14 protein-coding genes are annotated in these 20724 nt (G+C 56.3%); 4 read left to right on the top strand and 10 right to left on the bottom strand.

Annotation, left to right across the window (positions count from 1 at the left end):
- Positions 1-25: 25 nt before the first annotated feature.
- Complete coding sequence (locus tag VLM75_06165; GenBank protein ID HSV96507.1) at positions 26-1336, bottom strand: histone deacetylase; 1311 nt, start codon at positions 1334-1336, stop codon at positions 26-28.
- Complete coding sequence (locus VLM75_06170; protein ID HSV96508.1) at positions 1330-3006, bottom strand: hydantoinase/oxoprolinase family protein; 1677 nt, start codon at positions 3004-3006, stop codon at positions 1330-1332. The genes VLM75_06165 and VLM75_06170 overlap by 7 nt, the downstream gene beginning before the upstream one ends.
- Positions 3007-3214: 208 nt before the next feature.
- On the opposite strand from VLM75_06170, the gene VLM75_06175 reads away from it, so the two are divergent.
- Positions 3215-5158 carry a SpoIIE family protein phosphatase gene (locus VLM75_06175; protein ID HSV96509.1) on the top strand — a complete coding sequence of 648 codons (1944 nt, stop codon included), beginning with the start codon at positions 3215-3217 and terminating at the stop codon, positions 5156-5158.
- Positions 5159-5187: 29 nt separating this feature from the next.
- Here the strand turns inward: VLM75_06175 and VLM75_06180 are convergent, their stop codons facing one another.
- The 3 genes from VLM75_06180 to VLM75_06190 form a co-directional block, all read right to left on the bottom strand.
- A complete protein-coding gene (locus tag VLM75_06180) occupies positions 5188-6906 on the bottom strand; it encodes an AMP-binding protein (GenBank protein HSV96510.1) in 1719 nt (572 codons plus the stop codon).
- A 61-nt stretch (positions 6907-6967) separates the two neighbouring features.
- Positions 6968-8215 (bottom strand): 2-hydroxyacyl-CoA dehydratase family protein, encoded by a 1248-nt coding sequence (locus VLM75_06185; protein ID HSV96511.1) that lies wholly within the window; start codon positions 8213-8215, stop codon positions 6968-6970.
- A gap of 70 nt (positions 8216-8285) precedes the next feature.
- Complete coding sequence (locus tag VLM75_06190; GenBank protein HSV96512.1) at positions 8286-9407, bottom strand: 2-hydroxyacyl-CoA dehydratase family protein; 1122 nt, start codon at positions 9405-9407, stop codon at positions 8286-8288.
- Positions 9408-9619: 212 nt separating this feature from the next.
- Here VLM75_06190 and VLM75_06195 point away from each other — a divergent pair, with 212 nt between their 5' ends.
- Entirely contained in the window at positions 9620-10390 is a 771-nt protein-coding gene (locus VLM75_06195; protein HSV96513.1) for an IclR family transcriptional regulator, read from the top strand.
- Positions 10391-10625: 235 nt separating this feature from the next.
- Here VLM75_06195 and VLM75_06200 read toward each other — a convergent pair whose 3' ends face one another.
- Together VLM75_06200 and VLM75_06205 are read right to left on the bottom strand one after the other, a co-directional pair.
- Positions 10626-11108 carry a hypothetical protein gene (locus VLM75_06200; protein HSV96514.1) on the bottom strand — a complete coding sequence of 161 codons (483 nt, stop codon included), beginning with the start codon at positions 11106-11108 and terminating at the stop codon, positions 10626-10628.
- Between the two features lie 77 nt (positions 11109-11185).
- Positions 11186-12214 (bottom strand): N-acetylneuraminate synthase family protein, encoded by a 1029-nt coding sequence (locus VLM75_06205; protein ID HSV96515.1) that lies wholly within the window; start codon positions 12212-12214, stop codon positions 11186-11188.
- A 200-nt stretch (positions 12215-12414) separates the two neighbouring features.
- Here VLM75_06205 and glpK point away from each other — a divergent pair, with 200 nt between their 5' ends.
- Both glpK and VLM75_06215 read left to right on the top strand, forming a co-directional pair.
- A complete protein-coding gene (gene glpK / locus VLM75_06210) occupies positions 12415-13899 on the top strand; it encodes a glycerol kinase GlpK (GenBank protein ID HSV96516.1) in 1485 nt (494 codons plus the stop codon).
- A gap of 23 nt (positions 13900-13922) precedes the next feature.
- Positions 13923-14120 (top strand): hypothetical protein, encoded by a 198-nt coding sequence (locus VLM75_06215; GenBank protein ID HSV96517.1) that lies wholly within the window; start codon positions 13923-13925, stop codon positions 14118-14120.
- Positions 14121-14122: 2 nt separating this feature from the next.
- On the opposite strand, the gene VLM75_06220 is transcribed toward VLM75_06215, so the two are convergent.
- The 3 genes from VLM75_06220 to nifJ all read right to left on the bottom strand — a co-directional run bounded on the left by VLM75_06220 (position 14123) and on the right by nifJ (position 20706).
- Positions 14123-15769, bottom strand: a complete 1647-nt coding sequence (locus VLM75_06220; protein HSV96518.1) for a response regulator — start codon at positions 15767-15769, stop codon at positions 14123-14125.
- Positions 15769-16734 (bottom strand): class II fructose-bisphosphate aldolase, encoded by a 966-nt coding sequence (locus VLM75_06225; GenBank protein HSV96519.1) that lies wholly within the window; start codon positions 16732-16734, stop codon positions 15769-15771. Before VLM75_06225 ends, VLM75_06220 begins: the two co-directional genes overlap by 1 nt.
- Positions 16735-17172: 438 nt before the next feature.
- Entirely contained in the window at positions 17173-20706 is a 3534-nt protein-coding gene (gene nifJ, locus VLM75_06230; protein ID HSV96520.1) for a pyruvate:ferredoxin (flavodoxin) oxidoreductase, read from the bottom strand.
- Positions 20707-20724: the final 18 nt, after the last annotated feature.

A 20724-nucleotide genomic window follows, 5' to 3' on the forward strand; every position in this document is an offset into this window, starting at 1 on the left:
CTTTTTTTTCGCGCAGCGAGTAGCATCAAAACCTGAGGTATTCCCGGTCCCTCCTGTTGATAAACTGGATATGCGAATGCCTGCCCTTTTCACGCGACTCTTCGAGGATGCGATAGCCCTCGCTTTTACACCTGTCGCAGGCCCCCAGCGGGACCTCGACACCGAGGCAGAGCGGGTTGACCGACGATATCGTCTCGATCTTTAAAACGCCGCCGCAGTCGTCGCAGACCATGATCGACTCGACCTGGTTTTCATGAATGCCGTCGGTGTCGTAGTAGATCGACTTTTTGCGCACGAAATAATTGCCCGGCATTGTGCGCATCACCAGATCGCGCGCGCGTCGGTGCCGGTCGAGTATTTCTCGGGAGAGCTTTTTTATGTACTGCGTTACCTCAGCCCCCTGGCGGATCGCCTCTTTGTCGAAGTCGGGTTCGCGCACGTAGGAATAATCCAACCCCGCCATGGCGAGTACTATTCCGAGGTTTACGTAGGGAAGCGCGCCCTGTATGGAATAGCCTCCCTCGAGCACCGCGATATCCGGCTTTAGCAGCTCGTTCAACCGGGCGTAACCCTGGGCGGAGAAGTGCATATTGGTGATCGGATCGGAATAATGGTTGTCCTGGCCCGCCGAGTTGATGACCAGATCGGGCTTAAATTCGTCGAGGATCGGCAGGATCACCTTCTCCAGAACGTACAGAAAGCCCTCGTCGGAGGTTTCGGGCGGCAGGGGGATGTTTACGGTCTTCCCGATGGCGTTGGGGCCTCCCTGTTCTTCGATAAAGCCGCTGCCCGGATACAGCGTCCTTCCGTCCTGGTGCACCGAAATAAACAGCGTATCGGGGTCGTGCCAGTAGACGTCCTGGGTGCCGTCGCCGTGATGGCAGTCGGTGTCGACGATGGCGATGCGCTTCCTCCCACAGTGTTCGCGGATGTGCTCGATCATAACGGCCTCGATGTTGATGTTGCAGAAGCCGCGGGAACCGTGCACCACCTTCATGGCATGGTGTCCGGGCGGGCGCACGAGCGCGAATGCACGGTCCTCGCGCTTTTCCATCACCAGCTTCGCCGCCTTGATGGCGCCTCCGGCCGAGACGAGGTGCGACTCGGTCAGGATACTTTTTACGTCGGGAAAGCAGAAATGCGTGCGTTCCACATCTTCTATCGTCGCGATATCCGGCTTGTATTCCTTGATTCCGGGGATGTCAAACACGCCCTCCTCCACCAGCTGGTCCTGCGTATACAAAAGGCGCTCCTGACGCTCGGGATGCGTCGGACTTATCGCCCAGTCGAAGGCCGGGAAGAAAATGAGACCCAGTTTGTTCTTCGCCTTCAGCATGATTGGCGCACCCCCTTTCCGTATTCCTCCAGTATGCCCGGCTTTACCTGACAGCGCACCCTGATGTTTTTTCCGGTGGTGAAATGCCCCTTCACCATGTTGAAGGAGGCCGCGTCGACCACCTCGGCCTGTACGCGCTCTCCGGGGGCGGTTTTGCCGAGATGTTCGATGAGGTATCGCCGAGCGTCTTCCCCCGCCTGTTCAAGTGAATACGAACCCGGAATTTCGCGCGATACGCTTATCTCGGGGATGATGAGCATGCCCTTCTCGGTATCGGCGAGGAGCTCGATACTCATGGTCGTTCGCGCAAGCGCGGCGCCGATCGCGTTTGCAACCGAATAATTGCGCGGCACCGTCACCCCGAGCGAAAAGACCGCGGCCAGGGCCTGACCGAAGGCCTCGGCCGGCCCCCCCACGGCATACATCCGTCCGGGCGTGATTTTTCTTCCCTCGAGCATTTCGTGTATGGTATACACCGGCCTTTGATTTATTTCATCGACAAGCGTATCGACCGCCGATTTGATGGCGGCAATGGCCCGCGATACGGCGGCTTCAGCAAGGGCGTCCGCCGGCATCCCCGACTTTTTCGCAAGCTCTGCAATCGCATTTTTCGACGATTCAACGTCCCCGTGTGTGACGCTCCCCCTGAAGTTGAAGGCGTCGATCAGGGTCGCAAAAACCCCGCCGTCGGCCACCGCCGGGCCCAGCCGCTCGGGACCCACATCGACGGCGCCGTTGTTCACCCTGAGGAGTGAGTCGCCGCCTATCCCTATCGAGCGCGTTCTCAGCGCCCGCACCAGCGTGGGTCTTCCGTTAAGCGCGATCCCATCCGGTTCGATGATCGGGGCCCCCGACGCGAATACGGCGATGTCGGTGGTCGTACCGCCGATGTCCATGACCACCGAATCGGTGGAGATATCGCAGAGCGCGAGTATCCCCATCACGCTTGCCGCCGGCCCCGAAAGAATGGTCTCAACCGGCAGTATGCGCGATACGGCCAGCGGCATGGTGCCGCCGTCAGCTTTAAGCACGTTTACGGAAGCGTTGACTCCGTATGCGGCCAGCGCTTTCTCCACGGCGTCGGCGAACCGGTTGTAGAGACGCCACACCGCTGAATTATAATAGGCCGTGGCTATGCGCCGTGGAAAGTTAAGGTGACCCGAAAGTGTGTGCCCCATGGTGATATAATCGGAATCGCCCGACAGCGAGTCCCTTATCGCGTTCTCGTGGGAGGGGTTGCGCGGTGAAAACTTCGAGACCGCGGCGAAAGACCTGATTCCGGATTTCCTGCACGCCGCGACCGCCTTTTCCAGCTGTCGCCGGTCGAGCTGAAGAATCTCGGTACCCCGGTGGTCAAGCGCGCCATCGACACGATGATAGTGCTCCCCGATTTTAAAAAGATTCGGTTCGATTCCGGGCCCCGCACTTACGACCATACCGACCTTTTCGGTCGTGCCTTCCACGATTGCGTTCGTCGAGAGCGTTGTGCTGAGGTTGATACGGTGGATATCGGCGGCGCCGACCTCGCGAAGCATAGCCGCTATTCCGTCGTTCACCGACTCGAAGAGGTTCTCATGGTTGGTTGCCACCTTGGCGGCCGCACGCACGCCACCGGCGTCGATAACGACCACGTCGGTATGGGTGCCTCCCACGTCAATACCAAGCAGCATGCAACACCTCACCGGTAGAAAGTGCCCGAGCATAGCTCAGGTACAGTCCTCTGTCAAGAATGATATGCCACCCCGAATGGGGCATTTTCATTGTTTACAAAATTCGAGAACTTTACCAGAATGAATCACAACAGGTTCAGTCATGCGTGAGAACCACAGACCATTGATAAAAACCATACCTCTGACACTTGCGACAGCGGCCGTTTTATTGGCCGCCACAGTGCATCTGCGCGCGAACGCCCCGGAGCCACCGCGCGCGGTCGGCGGCGTGATGGATCTGCGCTCGTATGACCTGGAGCGCATGAAACCCGTCAGACTGGACGGTGAATGGGAGTTCTACTGGCGGCAGATACTGGAGCCCGCCTACTTCCGAACCGGCAATCGCGGGGCCCCAGGTGAATTCTTCACCGTTCCCGGCGTCTGGAACAATCGTTCGGCCGGAGATACGATCATCGATGGAGACGGGTACGCCACCTTTCGCCTCACTATCCTGACCGACGGCCGCGAGGGCATACGCACTTTGAAGATACCGGTTATGGCAACTTCATATCGGTTATACGCCAACGGACTCCTTCTTGCCGTCAACGGAATCGTTTCAACATCCCCCGAGTCCACAAGAGCGGAGTACAATCCGAAAACCGCTTCGTTCGAACTCACCGGAAACATGATCGAGATGGTAATGCACATCTCCAACTTCAGCTCGGACAAGGGAGGCCCCTGGAACTCCATCCACCTGGGGACGGAAACCGAAATCATGATGCTCCGGGACCGCCGGCTTTTATACGAGTATGTTCTGCTGGGCGGGCTCATCGTGATGGGCCTCTATCACCTGGGTCTTTTTCTCCTGCGGCGTAACGAACGGTCCGCTCTCTATTTCGGGGTCTTCAGCCTGATCATCGCGCTCAGGCTGACACTTACGGGGGAGTTCATGCTCGTACGGTTCTTCCCCGGAATCGACTGGGAACTGGAGATGAAGATCGAATTTCTCACCATCTATGTGGGGCTGCCGGTATTCGCCGGATTCATCCGTTCGCTCTTTCCGTCCGAAATGCCCGGGATCGCGCGTTACATCTATTTCGCGATAGGTCTTTTATTCTCCATCCCCGTATTGATATTTCCATTGCGCGTTTACAGCCATTTCCTGACGCCGTTTCATATCGTGAGCCTGGCCGCGTTTGCCCACCTCCTCTTCACGGCATGGCGGGCCGTTCTCCGCAGGCGCGCTGACGCGATGCTCGTACTCGTCGGGCTGCTGATCCTGATGGGTACCGCGATCAACGACATCCTCGACGCCAATCTGGTCATACGAACGGGCTACATGCTGCCCACGGGACTTTTCATTTTCGTATTGCTGCAATCCTTCATACTCTCCCGACGGTCCACGGGCGCGTTCGCTGACGCGTTGATCCTGGCAGATCTTCGCCAGGAGCTCGAGGTCGCCCGTCGCATCCAGAAATCGATCCTGCCCGTGTCGCCGGCCGTCATGGACGGTATGGACATGCATATTTTCACCCTTCCTCCCGAGGGCATAAGCGGCGATTATTACGACTGGCACATTATCGACAGTCGGCGTATCGGCATACTGTCCGCCGACATAGTGGGACACGGCGTTTCCGCCGCCATGATCGCGTCCACGCTGAAGGTCCTCTTTTCGTTCGTCAGGGACAGGGCCGACTCACCGGCCACGCTGCTGCAGGCCATGAACGACATGCTGGTGGGCAGGAACATAAGTCAGTTCATTACGGCTTCGTACTCGTACATTGATCTCGATGCCCGGAAAATCGTGTACGCGAACGCGGGCCATCCACCTTTTTTCATCCTGCCCCGCGACGCCGCCGAACCGATCGTGGCCGATGCCGAAGGCCGGGCAATGGGCTGGACGAACGACATCCGCTGTGCACAGCACACCCTTCCGCTTCGACCGGGAGACAGGCTGGTTATTTACACCGACGGAATAACGGAATGCCGGAGCGCGCGGGGGGAGCTTTTCGGCGAGAAGCGTTTCGCCTCGTGCCTCCGCGAGTGGAGGGATCTGCCCGGGGGAGAACTCGCGAGACTGCTCGGGGTACGGCTTACGGCCTGGCGCAAACCCGCCATTGACTTCGAGGACGATATTACACTGCTGATTATCGGTCTCGATGGAAACGAATAGAGGGCCCGAAGGCCCCCTATATTCCAGGATCAGTCTCCCGCGTATTGTCCCGCCGCGCGGAGTTTAGCCTTTTCTTCCTCTTCAAGCGTATTGAACGCGATCTTGCCCACAAGTGTCTTGGGAAGATCGTTGCGGAACTCGACCTCGCGCGGACAGCTCCACTTGAGCAGGTGCTCGGCGCAGTGGTTGATGAGTTCGTTCGCGAGCTCTGTTGAGGCCCTGGACTTGTCTTTCAGCACGATAAACGCTTTAACGCGCGAAATCTGCGCTTTGTCGGGGACACCGATGACGCATGCCATGTCCACCGCCGGGTGCTGGCGCAGAATATCCTCCACCTGGCCAGGATAGACGTTGACACCTGAAGATTTTATCATGCGCTTGATACGCTGTTTGAAGTACATGAAGCCGTCCTCGTCCATGTTCGCCATGTCGCCGGTGTGCAGCCACACCCGGCCGTCGGAATGCTTTTTCAAAACGCTCGCCGTTTCCTCGGGCTGGTCGAGATACCCCAGCATCACCGCCGGGCCGTACAGGCATATCTCGCCCTCCTCTCCCGGGGCGCATTCCTCGTCGGTACCCATCTTTACGATCTTCGCGTCCATGTCAGGGAACGGCACCCCGATGCTTCCCTCGCGGTACTCGTTTATGGGCATGGCCCCGATCGCCGTAACGGCCTCGGTGAGGCCGTATCCCTCCAGGAGCTTCACGTTGCCGCCCTGCCGGCTGACTATCGCTTCGAATTCTTCTTTCACGACTCGGGGCAGCGTGTCCGCGCCGCTGAAACAGCCCTTGAGACATGAAAGGTCGGTCTTTTTGAATTTCTCGTTATTGGAAAGGGCCATGAAGAGCGTCGGCACGCCCACCACGAAGGATGGACGCTTGGATTTAATCAGTTTCGCGACCTCCTCCGGAGTGAAGGTGGGGACGAGGATGCTCTTGCCGCCGCCCATAAACGCCGCGTTCACGCAGACGCCCAGGCCGAAACCGTGGAAGATGGGCATAATCGCGAGTATCGAGCTGGTACGGTCCAGCCCGCCCCAATGCGCGACCATAAGGCCTTCGCTTATGAAGTTATAGTTGGAAAGCATGATCCCCTTGGGAACGCCGGTGGTCCCGCCGCTGTAAAGAACGACCGCCATCTCGTCCGGGCCCATTTCGGCCGGTTGTACCGACGGGTACGAGCCGTTCATCATTTCGTTCCACCATATCACGCGATCGTCCTTGGGCACCTTGGGAATCTTGCGCCCCTTGGTGAGGTTGAAGCCGATCTTCTTGACCAGGCCCAGGTAGTCGGGAATGCGCGCGAGGATGAGCTTCTTGCAGTCTGTCTTGTGCATGATCTGGTTGAAGTTGCCGTAGAACGCGTCGATGGTGAGCGCCATGACGCTCTTGCTTATATTGAGGTAAAATTCGATCTCCTTCGGCGGCGAGAGAGGATGAATCATGCTCGCCACGGCCCCGAGCTTGTTCACACCATAGAAGCAGATGATACCCTGCGGGCTGGTGGGCATCGAGATCGTGACGCGGTCTCCCTTTTTAAGCCCCATTGCCGCGAGCGCGTCCGCGCACCTGTCGATCTCCTCGGCGAAACGCCGGTAGGTCGACGTGTATCCCAGAAAATCGTAGGCTATCGTATCGGGGTATTTGTCCGCGGTGTCCATCACCGCCCGGTACATGCTTACCCTCGGATAATCGATCGATTCGGGAACATTGCCATAGAACTTGAGCCACGGTTTCTTCTCGTACATGGTGAGCACTCCTTTTATTGAATGGTTATGGCGCGTCCTGACGGTCGCGTCGATCGGTTGTTCATCCCTTTTTCTGTTTGATGATCTCCATGAACGCGTCGATGCGGGTTTCGATCTGGCTTTCGCTCCAGGCGCGTTCGTCGACCATGTCGGCCTCGATCATAAGACTGGGCAGGCCCGTATCGCGCTGCAGGGATTTCATGATGTCGTACTGGCCCAGCGAGTACGGCTTGCAGCTGCGGTTTGAATGCATAACGATCCCGTCCACGTCGTACTTTTTGATCATTTTCTTGATGATCTTGAGCATCTCGTCCACGCCGATATTGAGATAGATACGCGTGTAGCCTTCGACCATGGAGCCGAGGAAATCGTTCTCGTCGAGGTATTCGAGCGAGCCGCACCACGCGGAGGTGTAGGTATCGGCGACCAGGCACGCGTCGTACGAGGCGAACTTATCGGAGAGCCACTTGGTCTTGAACCATACCGGCAGGTTGTCCCACAGCAGGCGGTAGCGTTCGTTCGGGACGGCGCCGATCTTTTGCGCCGCGCGCTCCTTCATCTCTTCGAGCAGCATCGTATAGTAGTCCACCGCCGTCTGCGTCCCCCGGAGCGTCACGATGAGGGCAAGGTGGAAAAACGCGTCGAAGGCCGACATGGGCGCCGGTTTGTTCATTGTAGTGTCAAGCACGTCCTGCCAGAGGCGCTGGCCCTGCAGGGAAAGCCTGCCGACCTCCTTCATTTTATCCATATCGAACTTTTTACCGCATACCACCTCGAGGAATTTTATATACTCATCGATCTGGCTGCGGACGTACTTCCTTGCTTCGCTCGAAAACTCGGTGTGGCAGAACGGCGTGTCGAAGATGAAAAGCGGCACCTTGTAGTAGCGGGCCTGCACCTCGTACCATTTGAGCACCGTGCCGCAGATGTTGTTGCAGCACACCAGGAAATCCGGGGCGGGGAGCCCCCCTATGGGACCGCCGTTTACCGTGGAGGCCGCGATGTCCGAGCGGGCGTACGAACAGATGTCGCGGCAATATCCCATGTCCTCGGCCTTCTCGCAGAGGTCCACTCCCATCTTGGAAGCGCCGATCATGGCACCGTGGTTTTCCGGGTAGACCGGTATTGCGTCCATAACGATGAGTGGCTCTACGGGACCGCCGCTGGTGATCCAGGCGACCTTCTTTCCGTTCTGCGCGGCGGTTTTTGCGTCTATATAGTACGCGGTCATTATCTCCTTCATTTTCTTGATGGATTTGACCTTCATCTTTTCCTTCTCGGGGTCCTTCTTTAAATGTTCTTCAGACATGATTTTTCTCCTCGATTGATATCGAACGACATCCGGCCAGCCGCCGCCCGGAAGCGGCTTATGATTTTGCCTAACGCAGCATCTCGATAAAGGCCTCAAAGCGCGTCGAGAGCTGTCCCTCAGAAGGAAGGTCCTGCTCGATCTCCATCAGCATGCTCGGGACGCCCTCCCGGTCCAGCATCTCCTTCATGTACGGATAGTCGAAGGAGTGCGGATCGCAGAATTTCAACAGCAAAAAGATGACGCCCGACGCGCGGTGCTCCTTCGCGATGCCCACTATACCGTCGCCCCTGGCCGTGATGGACGAATGCTTCGCCGGGCACACGACGCGTTCGGTAAACCGGTCCGCGAGCGCTTCGATGGGATCGCCGCCCTCGGACACCAGGCCCTCAAAATAGCGCGACCCTGTGCAAAGGTCGTCCCAGACCACCGCGCCGCCCGATTTTTCGATTATCGAATAGATGTCGGCATGGTCGCAGAGCCCGCCGCTTAAAACGATACGCTTCCCTGAATCGGCCCCCGCGGCCTTCGTTTTTTCCAGTTGGTCAGCAACGGCCGTAAGCTTTTCCGCGGCGTCCGCCCGGTCCATGATCATTGCACTCTTTACGAGCGCGTAGACGTCCGCTCCCGCTATCAGCCCGGGATTCGCGCTTCGCAGACGGTATATTTTCCCGAGCGCGCGCTTTATCGTGTTGAAGGTTTTGATCGACTTTGAGAGCTGCGCGTCGGTAATACTGAGGCCAAGGTCCATTTCGAGCTCGCGTTTGAACTTGCGCAATACATCCCCCATGTATTGCCTCGCGCTCGACGTATCAAGCTTCACCGGCAGCACCACGTCGGAATGAAAACTGAACTTCAGATTGAGACGCCAGATGTCCGAGAGTCGCTGGATTGAATCGCAGGTATGGGGGAACACCGCACCGTCGAGGAACTCGAGTCTTCCCGCAAGGGCCTCCTCGAGTACGCCGCGCACCAGCGAACAACTGTATGCCTGCAAATGGGCGTCCGCGTGGGCGATGGCCGAGCGGGTCCCGAAAAGCCTGAGTGGATGAATCCCCGCGGCGTGAATGATCTCCTCGGGCGTATATGAGCAGAAGTATCCGAGGATCTTTTTCCCCGAGTCGTTTTTAAGACGCCGTGCGTATCCGTCGCTGTCGTTGATTACGTCGTGAAATTGCCGGATCGTATTCATGCATTCTCACCCTTTCGTTTGGAATTACGAGGACGCCGACCGCACCGGCTCCGGGCGTGCCATCCCGGCAACAGTATGGCGACGAAATTTCGTACTTGACAGTGTACGATAATATCGTACACTGTTCTATTGTTTTCGCATCTCTGCTAATATGTCAATAAGATAAGCGCATTAAAATAAAAATATTTCCTGCGGGCGGAGGAAGGGCGTCTATGACGTTAAAGCAAAGAAGGCTCATTCAATCCATCAAGAGGGCCTCGGACATACTCGGCATTTTTATCCAGGAGAAGCGTACAATGGGTATTACGGATTTCGCCCACCGCCTCGCGCTGCCTAAAACCACCATCTCGAGCATCGTCCGGACCCTGGAGGCGCTGAAGTTCCTTGAAAAGGACCACATCACCTCCAAATACCGCCTTGGCCCCGCGCTTTTCCAACTGGGGATGAAATACGCCACCAACATGGACCTGGTCATCATCGCGCGGGCTTGGATGGAACGGTTGTGCTTTCAGTTCATGGAGCCGGTGAACGTCGGCATGCTGGTCGGAGACAAGGTGATCGTGGTGCTCAGGGTCGAACCTGAAAACCGATTTATGGTCTTTCCGCAGGCCGGCTCGGTAATACCCGTCCATACCACCTGCATCGGGAAGCTTCTCCACGCCCATCTGTCTCCAGACGAGCGAGGCGCCCTCCTCAAGAATTACTCCTTCGAGAAGCTTACGGCGAATACAATCGATGATCGCGAGCGCTTTATTGCGGAGCTTGACCGGGTGAAACACGAAGGTGTCGCGTTCGACAACGAGGAGTCGATAGTGGGACTGGCGGGCATCGGCGGGCCGATTTTCAATTACACAGGACAGGCCGTGGCCGCTTTTGTCATCACCGGCAAAGCGGAAAATATCCGGAAAAATCGCGAAAAGATGATAACCGCCGTACGCTATACGACCGGCCAGGTTTCGGCACAGTTGGGATATTCGCCTTAAAACAGCAGAAAAACAGCTTTGCCTTAACTCAGAACAAGGGGCTGCACCCCCTTGTTCGGCCGATTGTTGCGCCTACGTACTAACCAGTCTGCGCATATCAATAAAAAATGCTTGCCGAATGTCCAGAAATTGGGTATAGTTTATTAGCACTCAGCACCAGTGAGTGCTAATATCAGGCGGGCTGATGCCGGCTGATATACTTCAAGCACATCCCCATGGCGACATGGGGATTTTTTTACAGCCGCCATTGGTCGCGGAGGACCTCCATTTCAAGTTCGTAATAATACTCCGCTACGGCCTCTTCGATCGAGGCGTGTAATTTCGGCAGTCGCGGCTCTATCAAAGGGTTTTTCGCAAGCAGTTGCTTTCTGATATGGCCGGTAAAGGTATCAAGAGGGGGGATCAGATAGTTTTTGACATAGGTATACTGCTTCCAGTCTCTTTCAATCTCGTATGCGGACATTCTGTGACGCATCATCGCCCCGAGGCGGTATAGCTTTTTATAGAACTCCAGGATATCGTCCGGACTAAAATCCTGGAGCGCCGCCGCCAGCGCCTTCTCCCTTGCCGGCATGTTCGTTTCGCTGAACGAATGCGAGTGGATGTAATCGATCTCTATCTCATCATCGAAGCCGAATCCGTAATCGAGCGCCTCGCTGGTTTTCTCGAGCATCTTTTTTTGCGCCGGCGAAAAAATCGAGTCGTCGCGGACGGGCATTAACGCACACCCTCCCGCGAATATCAGCACCAACGGCAATAACACCCATTTCATGTTCATCTCTCGATCAATATCCTTTATTCGAAATCTTCCAGACGCAATGGGAAGTCTTCCGGGATGTCACGCCGGCTCGTGCGGCCCAGCATTCGCCTCAGATCCGCGACCGGCATTCCCACGCCGGGTCGCTTGACCGCAACCGCGTCCCGGTCCAGCGCTTCGCCGGCGCGAAGGGGCCTTCTGCTAAAGAGGCTTCTGCGTGCCGAATTTGCAACCTCTTTTTCAGAAAAGTCATAGTCGATGCGCCCATCGCCCATCATTTCCATCGCCGTCTCGACATCGCCCCTCATGCGGCGAAACTCCGCCGGGGAAAGCGACACGGCCGCATCCGGGCAGTCATACCCCTCTTCCGGCATGAAGTGCTTCTCGAAAACGCGCGCACCGAGCATCGCGGCGAGCGCGCAGCCCCTCCCGTCGGTTGAATGATCCGAAAATCCCACCGGAATGCCGAAGCGTTCGCGAAGCGACGATATCCGCGAAAGGTTGGCCTTGTCGCAAGGGAGCGGATATAGAGCGACGCAGTGAAGCAGGATGATGCCGCTCGTTCCGCCCCGCCGGAGTGTGTCGATGGCACGCCCGATCTCATCGCCGGTGGATATTCCGGTGGACATGATGACGGGTTTGCCGGTGGCGGATACGCGCTCGAGGAGCGGAGTGTTCGTTACCTCCGAAGAGGCGAGCTTGTACAGGGGGATGCCGACCCGCTCGAGCATTTCGACAGATTGAATATCGAAGGCGGAGGAAAAAAAGACAAGGTTCGCCGCCTCCGCCGCTCTTTTAAGCTCATGATAGTCATCCTCTCCCAGAACGAAGCGTCGGAAAAAATCGATTTGCGCGGTATCCGCCACGAGGTTTTTTTCTCCCCGCAGCATCGAGTTCGTGTAACGTGAGTACATCTCCTCCGGAACAAAGGTCTGGAGTTTGACGGCGTCGGCCCCGGCCCCCGCGGCCGCTTCGATCATGGAGAGCGCTTCGTCGCGGTTTCCGTTGTGATTAATACCGATTTCCGCGATAAAAAACGTCGCGTCTCCTTTATGCACTTTCTCCATTCGGTTCATCCCGCCTCCCCGCCTTTCCCCGGCAATGCCTTATCGTTCATGCGTGTACTGGACAGCCCCAGGTGATTCAAAGACCCTACTGTATTTTTCGGCATCGGGCCGGTATTTTTAATTGACACAGACCAAAAACAAGTTAATCTTCCATGGCGCTCTGGTCCAGTCGAAATATCATAAATTCTCGGGGTTTGCGCATGGGTAAGAAGTTTATCATCGCTCTTGATTTGGGCACCACCGGAAACCGCGTATTCTGCTTCGATGAGGCTGGCTATCCCCTTTCGAGCGCCTACCGCGAGTTCACCCAGTACTTTCCACGCCCCGGATGGGTCGAGCACGATCCCGAGGAAATCTGGTCATCCATCGCGGGTCTGATCACCGAGGCCATCGCCGGGGGAAATCTCGACCCGGCCGACGCTCTGACCATCGGCATAACCAACCAGCGCGAGACCGCCGTCCTCTGGAACAAGGACACCGGAAAGCCCGTATACAACGCCATCGTATGGCAGTGCCGGAGGACGACCGAAATCTGCAACGATTTAAAGAGTGGGGGCCTCGAGGAAAGCTTCAAGAAAAAAACGGGCCTCTTGGTGGATGCCTATTTTTCCGGCACAAAGATAAAGTGGATGCTCGACAATGTCTCCGGCGTCAAAGAGCTCGCCAAATCGGGCAAACTCTTCTTCGGCACCATCGATACCTGGATCCTATGGAAACTCACCGGAGGAAAATCGCACAAGACCGATTATACCAACGCCTCCCGAACGCTCGTCTTCAATATAGTCGACAAACGCTGGGACCGCGAGCTGCTCGAGATACTCGGCATCCCCGTGAACATCCTTCCCGAAGTGCGCGATTCGTCCTCGTTCTTCGGTGAAACGCTCGGCGCCCCCGGTATTCCCGACGGTGTCCCGATCGGCGGAATCGCCGGTGATCAGCAGGCAGCCATGGTGGGTCAAAACTGCGTTTTCGAGGGGACCATCAAGAACACCTACGGCACCGGTTGTTTTATGCTGCTGAACACGGGCGACTCCTTCATTCTTTCCGACAAGGGCCTCCTCACCACGATCGCCTGCAACCCGCTCGGCAAGCCGGCTTATGCATTCGAGGGCTCCGTCTTCGTCGCCGGGGCCGTGGTGCAGTGGCTGCGCGATTACATGAAATTTTTCGAGCAAAGCCCGGATTCCGACAGGCTCGCCATGTCCTTCGAGAAGGACGACGAGGTGGTAATGATCCCGGCCTTCGTTGGGCTGGGAGCGCCGTACTGGAAGATGGACGCGCGCGGTGCCATCTTCGGTCTCACCCGCGACACCACGCGCGAGCAGATCATACGCGCCGCCCTGCGGTCCATCGCGTTCCAGTCCATGGACGTCATCGAGGTGATGCAGCAGGACTCGGGTAAGACCATTCACGAACTGCGCGCGGACGGCGGGGCGACGAGAGGGTCGTACCTGATGCAGTTTCAGGCCGACATACTGGGCATCCCGGTCCTTCTGCCGGAGGTGATCGAGTCGACCGCGCTCGGCGCGGCGTACCTCGCGGGGCTTTCGGCCCGACTGTATAATTCGATCGACGAGGTCGCCAAGCAGAACCGGATCGTTACGCGATACATTCCTCAATATTCCGAAAAGGAACGATCAGCCCAGAGAAAGCTCTGGAAAGACGCCGTTAATCGATTATTGTAAGAACACAACCTGGAGGAAATACTATGGCAAAGCCGCTGCTGGGAGAAATGCTGCTCGAAAACGGGGAGATAACCCGCGAGCAGCTCGACAAGGCGCTCGAGGTGCAGAAAAAAGAAGGCGGACTCATGGGCATCATTCTCGTCAACATCGGCTTTATCTCCGAGAAGACGCTGGTCAAATTTCTCGCGGTGCAGGCCGAGCGTGTGGTGAAATCGGAGTAGTACTATATCCGCTTGTGATTTATTCTTTTGTAAATCAGGTCGTTGGTAACTTTTAGTATTTTGTCTATCTTGAACGGCTTTTTAAGAATATAAGCCAGCCCCTGGTCGAGCAGCGTGTTCACGCCGGGAATTTCGTCGACCCCGGTGATGAAGACGATGTCGGTCGAGGGGCTCACCTTTTTTATCATCTCGAAAACCTTGTCACCTTTTATACCGGGCATGAGGTAATCCAGAAACACAATATCGATGTCTTCGAACCCGCACATCTCGACGGCCTCCTCTCCGCTTGATACGGCAATTACCTGGTAGCCCGCCGCGTCGAACGCCCGCGAGAGGAATTCGCGTATGGGATCCTCGTCGTCGACTATGAGAATCCGCGTATCCCCGAAGAACACCACTTCGCTTTGCTCGTATCGCGCGCCCTTATCGTCGCCCAGTTCGGTGCGCGGAAACACAAGGTATATCTCCTTGCCGTTATCCTTATCGCTCGCGATGGTGAGCAGACCTCCGTGGCTCTGCATGATGCCATACGCCACTGCGAGCCACAAGCCGGTGGCCTCCTTCCCGCCGCGGATGTCGCGCCCGTCCGTAGGTGTTAATCCGCCCATAAATGGATGTATCGCCATGTCGACCTGATCGCGGGTCATGCCGCTTCCATTGTCCCGAATGGTCAGAACCACCTTCTCGTCCAGGTATTCGGTCGAGATCTCAATGAGACCGGGCTCGTCCCGGTCCAGGGTGTGAATGGAGTTTTGCAGTACGTTGAGTATTGCTTCCTTCACCTGTTCGCGGTCGACGAGGACCCGGGGGATATGTCCGTTTCGTACGGTTATCTCGATCCCCTCCTTTTCCATGACTGACCTCTGCATCGAAACGACCTCGCCCACGATCTCGCCAAGCTGGTGGTGCTGCAACTTCGCGTTTTTGCCTTTTACAAAGACATTGAGGCTCTCGATGAGCCGGGCGCCCCGCTCGGTCTGGTTGTCGATAACCGAGACGGCGTTTTGAATCGATTTCGATTCCGGGCTCTGCATGTTGATGAGCTCGGCATATCCCTGAATCACCGCGAATATATTGTTGAACTCGTGTGCGACGCTCGAGGAGAGCACTCCGAGGCTCGTAATTTTTTCGGAATACATCTCTTCGGGATTCACCTTTTCCATCCCCTGCAGCTCCGCGATCTGCTCCCTGAAGAGCGCCGATGAACCGATGATTCTGCCCGACAGCTGATAAAAATTGACGTTCTGTCTCTGCCGTGCGAGCTCACCGATATCGAACACTACTCCGATCATGCCCATTGTTTTATCACCGCCGACCAGCGGCACGAGAACCGCCGTTACTGCGAGGCCTTCGCGTGCTTCGGCCTCGGACGCGGGGAGATATATGACGCTCTTTTTCTTGATGGCCCTGCGCACCATGAGCGAGAAGTTGGGGAATGCGCCGATATGCCGGTCGAAATTACCGCCCGCCTCCCCCACCAGCACCAGTTTTTCCTCGGACTCTATGGATATGTACCCAGCCGTTGAAAGCGGCGACATCTCCTTCTGGATGGCATCGACGCAAGTTTTCAGATAGTCGTCGACGTCCTTAGCCTTCGAGGCCCCGCCAAGGAGGGCCATTGCAAGCTCGAATTGCGGTTTTGTAAGCATTACATCTTTCCGCTGGAGCCGAGCACGCTAATGTTCTTCTGTTTGATCATCTTTATAAGCTCCTCACGCGCCGGCGCCAGGTATTTGCGGGGATCGAAATTGGACGGATCCTTCGCCAAAGCCTCGCGGATCCTGGCCGTCATGGCGAGACGGCCGTCGGAGTCGATGTTGATCTTGCACACGGCCGAGGCCGCGGCCCTGCGCAGCTGTTCCTCCGGCACGCCGAGCGCGTCCTTTATCTTCCCTCCGTACCGGTTGATCATTTCGACATATTCCTGCACTACCGAAGACGCCCCGTGCAGCACAATAGGAAAGCCCGGAATGCGCCGCTCGACCTCCTCGAGGATGTCAAACCGCAGTTCCGGGACGCCGGCGCCCGGCTTGAACTTGTACGCGCCGTGGCTTGTCCCGATCGATATTGCCAGGGAATCGACTCCGGTCTTTTGTACGAAGTCCTCGACCTCGTCGGGCTTCGTATAGTGCGTAACCTCCGACGAGACCTCGTCTTCTATTCCGGCGAGCACGCCGAGCTCGCCTTCCACGGTGACGTCATACCGGTGGGCGTATTCCACGACACGCGTGGTAAGCTCGACGTTCTTTTCGTACGGCAGGTGCGAGCCGTCAATCATCACCGAGGAAAAACCGTTTTCTATGCACGACACACACAACTCATAGCTGTCCCCGTGGTCGAGGTGCAGAGCGATCGGGAGGCGCACGCCCATATCCTCCGACATTTTCACGGCGCCGAGAGCGAGGTAGCGCAACAGAGTCTCGTTGGCATATTCCCTTGCTCCCTTGGACACCTGAATGATCACCGGGGAGCGTGTCTGCGCGCACGCGATGACTATCGCCTGCAGCTGTTCCATGTTGTTGAAATTATACGCGGGGATGGCGTATCCGCCCTTTACGGCCGCCTTGAACATATCGCGGGTGTTTACGAGTCCCAACTCTTTATAGTTGACCATAGCCACCTCATTAGTTCTCTTTATATTTACCGCGATCGGCAACCGTTGACCATGCCCGTCTTCCGTAAAACCGATCATCGCGGTATCTCTACTTGAAACGCCCTATGCCGACGGGTGTCAAGAAAGAAACCTGAACTTTTAGTTCGTTTTGTGTAAATTTTATGGCTCGGGACATGCAGGCTTTAAAATCAAAGAAAACGGTTTATTTTCATCGCGTCGGTTGTCGAATCGGTCTTCGGACATGCAGAGCATAAGCGGGGGTCCGAAGATTTCTGCTTCGTGATATTGAAAAAGCAGGCATGGAGTGAGGGTTGATTTCCATAGCCCGCAATTTCCCGAAAATGAATAGAGCGCCGGCCTTTAAAAAACTGAAAGACAGAAAAAGGGCCGACCCTGTTTCGAGTCGGCCTGTCTTTTTATCTGCAGGAAATATCCGGTTTAACTCGAATAATCGAGAGCGGCAAGACGACTGTATGTCTTGTACCGCCAGCGCGCGTTATCCTCCGCCGCCTTGAAGAGATCTTCGGCAGCGGCCGGGAATTCGTGTTGGAGCGAGGAATAACGGATTTCGCCCATGAGAAACTCCCGGAACTGCTCAAATTTGGGCTCCTTCGAATCGAGTACGAACGGGTTCTTGCCTTCTTTTTCGAGCATCGGATTGTAACGGTAGAGCTGCCAGTAACCGGATTCAACCGCACGTTTGGACTCCTCCTGCGACTTGCTCATACCGGCGCGAAGTCCGTGGCTGATACAGGGCGAATAGGCTATAATCACCGATGGTCCCGGGTAGGCCTCGGCCTCCACCAGCGCTTTTATAAACTGGTTCTGGTTTGCCCCCATGGCCACCTGGGCTACATACACATATCCGTAGCTCATTGCCATAAGGCCCAGGTCTTTTTTGCGAGTGCGCTTTCCCGCCGCGGCGAACTGTGCCACTGCCGCCGTCGGTGTCGCCTTCGACGACTGGCCGCCGGTGTTGGAATATATCTCGGTATCCATTACCAGCAGATTGATGTCATCGCCGGAGGCGATGACATGATCAAGACCGCCGAAACCGATGTCGTAAGCCCAGCCGTCTCCGCCAAACACCCATATTGAGCGTTTTACCAGGTAATCTTTAAAAGAAAGCATCTCGGCGGCAAGCTCGCCGCCGTCTTTTTCCAGAAGAGGAACCAGTTTTGCGGCGGCGGCCTTCGATTTCTCGGCGTCGTCCTTTCCCTCCATCCATTCCTTAAGCGCCGATTTAAGTTCCGCCGAGGCCCCGCCGGCCAGATATTTTTCGGCGGCGATAACGATCCTGTTGCGCATCTTGCCCACCCCGAGGAACATCCCGTACCCGTACTCGGCGGCATCTTCGAAGAGCGAACTGGCCCATGACGGACCGCAGCCGTCGGCATTGACACAGTAGGGCGTTGCCGGCGCCGAGCCCCCGTAAATTGAGGAACAGCCGGTGGCGTTGGCGATCATCATCCGATCTCCGTAGAGCTGGGTGATGAGTTTGATATAGGGAGTCTCGCCGCACCCCGCGCACGCGCCCGAAAACTCGAACAGGGGCTTGGCAAACTGGCTGCCCTTCACGGTGGTCTTACTCATCAGATTGTCCTTGATTGAGACTTTGTGCGCAAAGTATTCCCATCGTGGAGCCTCGGCGAGCTGCGTTTCGAGCGGCTTCATGATGAGGGCCTTCTGCTTTGAAGGGCAGACATCCGCGCAGACTCCACAGCCCGTGCAGTCGAGCGGGCTTATCTGGATTTTATAGTGAAGTCCGTCGAGTTCCTTGCCCTTCGCTTCGATTGTCACCGTGCCCACGGGCATATTTTTCAGCTCTTTTTCATTAAGGAGGAAGGGGCGGATGACCGCGTGCGGACAGACGTAGGCGCACTGGTTACACTGTATGCAATGCTCGCTCTGCCATTCCGGGACATTGACGGCAATCCCCCGTTTCTCGTACGCCGAGGTACCGGGCGGAAACGTACCGTCTGCACGGTCAATAAAAGCGCTGACCGGCAGCAGATCGCCCTCCAGACTGTTCATGGGATAGACGATTTTCTCGATGAATTCGGGGAGTTGCTCATCCGACTGCTTTTTCTTCGGAACGATGTTCTTCCATTCCGCGGGGATTTGGACCTCCATCACCTTTTCTCCGCCTTTTTCGACCGAGGCGTTGTTGAGGTTGACGATATCATCGCCTTTCTTGCCATAGGTTTTTTTAATGGCATTCTTCATGTCCGTTACGGCCTTCTCATAGGCGATTACGTTGGCCACTTTGAAAAACGCCGCCTGCATAATCGTATTGGTGCGACCAGACATGCCGAGATCCTCGGCGATCTGTGTTGCGTTGATTATAAAAAACCGTATTTCATTCTCCGCGAGCGTTCTTTTGACCGTATCGGGAAGGCGATTTTTTGTCTCCTCGGCGTCCCAAATGCTGTTCAGTAAAAACGTGCCGCCCTTCTTGATCCCGCGCAGCATATCGTACTTTTCCATGTATGCCGAAACATGGCAGGCCACGAAATCGGGCCTGGTGACCAGATATGTGGACCTGATGGGCTTTTCCCCAAAACGCAGGTGGGATACCGTGACGCCGCCGGATTTCTTCGAATCGTATGCGAAATAGGCTTGTGCGAAAAGATTTGTGTTGTCACCGATGATTGTGATGGAATTTTTGTTCGCGCTGACGGTGCCGTCCGAACCTACCCCGTAAAAGCGCGCGCTGAATGTTCCTTCCGGGACCACGTCCACATCGTCCGTGACCGGAAGCGACTTAAAGGTGACGTCATCGACAATACCGATGGTAAACCCGTCCTTTGGATCGGAGTGCTTGAGGTTCTCGAATACCGCAAGTATCTGACCGGGGGTGGTGTCCTTGGAACTGAGACCGTAACGCCCGCCAACGATAACCGGGGCGTCCTTCTTTTGATAAAACAGGTTTTTAACGTCAAGGTAAAGGGGTTCGCCCATGGCGCCCGGTTCTTTCGTGCGATCGAGGACGGCTATGCGTTTTACCGACTTAGGAATGGCCTTGGAAAAATATTTTTCGGAGAACGGCCGGTACAAATGAACCTTGAGAAGTCCAACTTTCTCACCCTTCGATACGAGGTGGTCTATTACGTCATGGATCGTTTCGGTGACCGATCCCATTGCAATCAGTACATGCTCGGGATTATCCGCCCCATAATAAACGAAGGGATGGTACTGGCGGCCCGTTAAGCGGCTTATATGCTGCATGTATTCATCGACTATGTCCGGGATGGCGTCGTACCACCGGTTGGAGGCCTCGCGAACCTGGAAGTAAATGTCAGGGTTCATGGCCGTTCCGCGCGTCACCGGTTTATTCGGATTGAGGGCGTTTTTTCTGAACCGCTCGAGAGCGTCTTTATCGAGGAGGCCGGCCAGTTCGTCGAATTCGAGAACTTCGATCTTTTGTATCTCGTGCGATGAACGGAACCCATCGAAAAAATGCATAAATGGAACCCGGCCCTTTATGGCGGAGAGATGCGCCACCGCACCGAGGTCCATTATCTCCTGGATGCTTCCTGTGGCAAGCATGGCGAAACCGGTCTGCCTCGTTGCGTAAACGTCGGCATGGTCGCCGAAAATAGAGAGGGCGTGCGCCGAGAGGGATCGAGCGCTCACGTGGAAAACGCCCGGCAGAAGCTCGCCGGAGATCTTATACATGTTCGGGATCATGAGCAGCAATCCCTGAGATGCCGTATAGGTTGTCGTGAGCGCCCCGGCCTGGAGCGATCCGTGCATGGCAGCGGCGGCCCCGGCCTCGGACTGCATCTCTACGACATGCACCTGGTCGCCGAAAATATTCTTCATGCCGTAGGCCGCCCACTTGTCGGTATTCTCCGCCATCGGCGTCGACGGAGTGATCGGATATATCGCGGCGACCTCGGTAAAGGCATAGGCTACATGAGCCGCGGCCATATTGCCGTCCATGGATTTCATAACCCGCTTTTTTGTCATTGAAGCCATAGTATTCTC

It is taken from the genome of Spirochaetota bacterium, from assembly GCA_035477215.1.
Lineage (GTDB): Bacteria > Spirochaetota > UBA4802 > UBA4802 > UBA5368 > MVZN01.